2 protein-coding genes and 1 pseudogene are annotated in these 2,059 nt (G+C 70.8%); all 3 read right to left on the reverse strand.

Annotation, left to right across the window (positions count from 1 at the left end):
* Positions 1-68 precede the first annotated feature (68 nt).
* The gene (locus tag AC1DOC_RS31100; RefSeq protein ID WP_436042184.1) at positions 69-743 is read right to left on the reverse strand and encodes an ABC-type transport auxiliary lipoprotein family protein; all 675 of its coding nucleotides are present in this window, start codon (positions 741-743) and stop codon (positions 69-71) included.
* Between the two features lie 14 nt (positions 744-757).
* Complete coding sequence (locus tag AC1DOC_RS31105) at positions 758-1,729, reverse strand: MlaD family protein (RefSeq protein ID WP_012745460.1); 972 nt, start codon at positions 1,727-1,729, stop codon at positions 758-760.
* Positions 1,730-1,743: 14 nt separating this feature from the next.
* Positions 1,744-2,059: pseudogene (locus AC1DOC_RS31110) on the reverse strand (ABC transporter ATP-binding protein); the annotation flags it as partial.

Consider the following 2,059-nt stretch of genomic DNA (forward strand, 5'->3'; position numbering starts at 1 on the left):
CCGATGATGCGTGTGGCGTTCATGGTGGGGTCTCCTCCGTTGGTGGAAAAAAGCGCTTCGAGCCGAGCTTACTGCCGCGGCAGCTGGTCCACCCACTGCACGACCTCGGCCACGGCCGCATCGGTGGCCGCGGCCAGCGCCTTGACGCCGCCGGGTGCATCGGCGCTCGGCGCGGGGCGGCGCACGGTGAAGCTGCGCTGGCCCAGCACGCGGTCGCCGCCGGTGGTGCCGCGGATCAGCGTGGCGCGCAGGCGCACCAGGCCGGCGCTGCTGCTGGCCGATTCGAAGTAGTGGCTGAACTCGTCGAGCGAGATGCGCAGCGTGTCGGGCACCTTGCCCTCGGCGCGCGCAATGGTCGCGCTTTCTTCCGGGCCGAGCACGGTGCGCCGCTCGGCGAGGGCGTCGCGCAGCCGCTGGCGCAGCAGCTGCGCCGGCGCCAGGCTCCAGCGCGACTGGCCGTAGGGGCGCAGCTCGTTGGCATCGGCATAGCCGAGCCGGTAGAGGATCTGCGTGCTGTCGAGCCGCGTGTTGCTCTCGATCTCGGCCAGCGCGAGCGTGGGCAGCGCGGCCGCGGGCGGGTTGGCCGCGGGTGCCGACGCGGCCGGCCCGGGTCCGAAGTCGTACAGCGTGGCGCGCGCGGGCTTGTCGGGCAGGGCGCTGCAGCCCGCAAGCAGCAGCAGCGCGAGGCCGGCGCAGGCGGCCAGGCGCGGAGGGAGGCGAAGGATGGCGTTCTTCTTCATCATGGTCATCATCACGTTCAGGGACGTGCCAGCGAATGGGTGGAGGGCGGCGCCGAAAAACCGGGCTCGCCGGGCCCGGCAGCGGTGCCGCCGTTGCCGAACAGCAGCGACTGCGGGTTGTCGTTGATGCTGTCGGCCGCGCGGCCGAGCCGGCGCACCGCGCGCGAGGTGTCGTCGGCCACGCGGTTCACGCGCGGCAGCGTGGCGGCGTTGAACGAATCGACCGACTGCGCGAGCGCCTTGGTGCCCTCGCTCAGCCGCTCGATCGGGCCATCGGGCGCGTTGAGCCGGCCCACGGTGGTGTTGAAGTTGTTGGCCACGCGCGAGACGTCGCCGGCCGCGGTCTTCACCGAAGACAGCGTGTTCGGCAGCGCCGCGAGCGCCGGGTTCAGCCCGGTCTTCACCGTGTTGTCGAGCTGCTTGAGCAGCGTGTTGGCGCTGGCCGAGGCGGCCGCGATGTTCTCCAGCGCATCGGCCGCGCGCTTCTGGTTGTCGTCGCTCAGCAGCTGGTTGGCGCGCTTGGTCGCCTCGTCGACCTGGTTGACGATGGCTTCGCCGCGGTCCTGCAGCTGCGCCAGCATCGAGGGCTTGAGCGGAATGCGCGGCGGATCCTCGTTGTTGGGCGCGAGCGCCACGTTCGATTCGCCCTTGTCGTCCAGCGCGATGAAGGCCAGGCCCGTCACGCCCTGGTAGCTCAGCGTGGCAAAGCTCGAGGTGGTGAGCGGTACGCGCTGGTCGACCGTGATGCGCACGCGCACGTTGCCCTTCGTCTTGGGGTCGAAGTCGATCGAGGTCACCTTGCCGACCGCGATGCCGCGGTAGCGCACCATGGCCTGCGGCTGCAGCCCGCTGACCGGGTCGCGCGTGGAGAGTTCATAGGTGTTGCGCACGGTGCTGTCGCGCGTGAACCAGACCACCAGCCCCACGAGCACGGCGATGAGGCCGAGCACGAAGGCGCCGGCGGCGATGGCATGGGCTTTGTTTTCCATGGTGTGGCTACCTTTCAGCGGGCCGTGCCGGCGGGGGCCGGCGCGGCGTTGGCGGGTTTGTCATGCAGGGCCTCCAGCGCGCGCTGGCCGCGCCCGCCCAGGAAATATTCGTGGATGAACGGATGCGGATAGGCGATCACCTCGCGCGCCGAGCCGCTGACGATGACCTTGTGGTCGGCCAGCACCGCGATGCGGGTGCTCAGGTCGAACAGGGTGTCCAGGTCGTGCGTGACCATCACCACCGTCAGGCCCAGCTCGCGGTGCAGGCCGCGCAGCAGGTCGCAGAAACTGTCGGAGGCCTCGGGGTCCAGGCCCGCGGTGGGTTCGTCC

The organism is Variovorax sp. 01T439_2, assembly GCF_056398445.1.

Bases quoted from the DNA above. Each gene is read 5' to 3' on its own strand.
- AC1DOC_RS31100 (WP_436042184.1), bottom strand. From the start codon at position 743: ATGATGAAGAAGAACGCCATCCTTCGCCTCCCTCCGCGCCTGGCCGCC.
- AC1DOC_RS31105 (WP_012745460.1), bottom strand. From the start codon at position 1,729: ATGGAAAACAAAGCCCATGCCATCGCCGCCGGCGCCTTCGTGCTCGGC.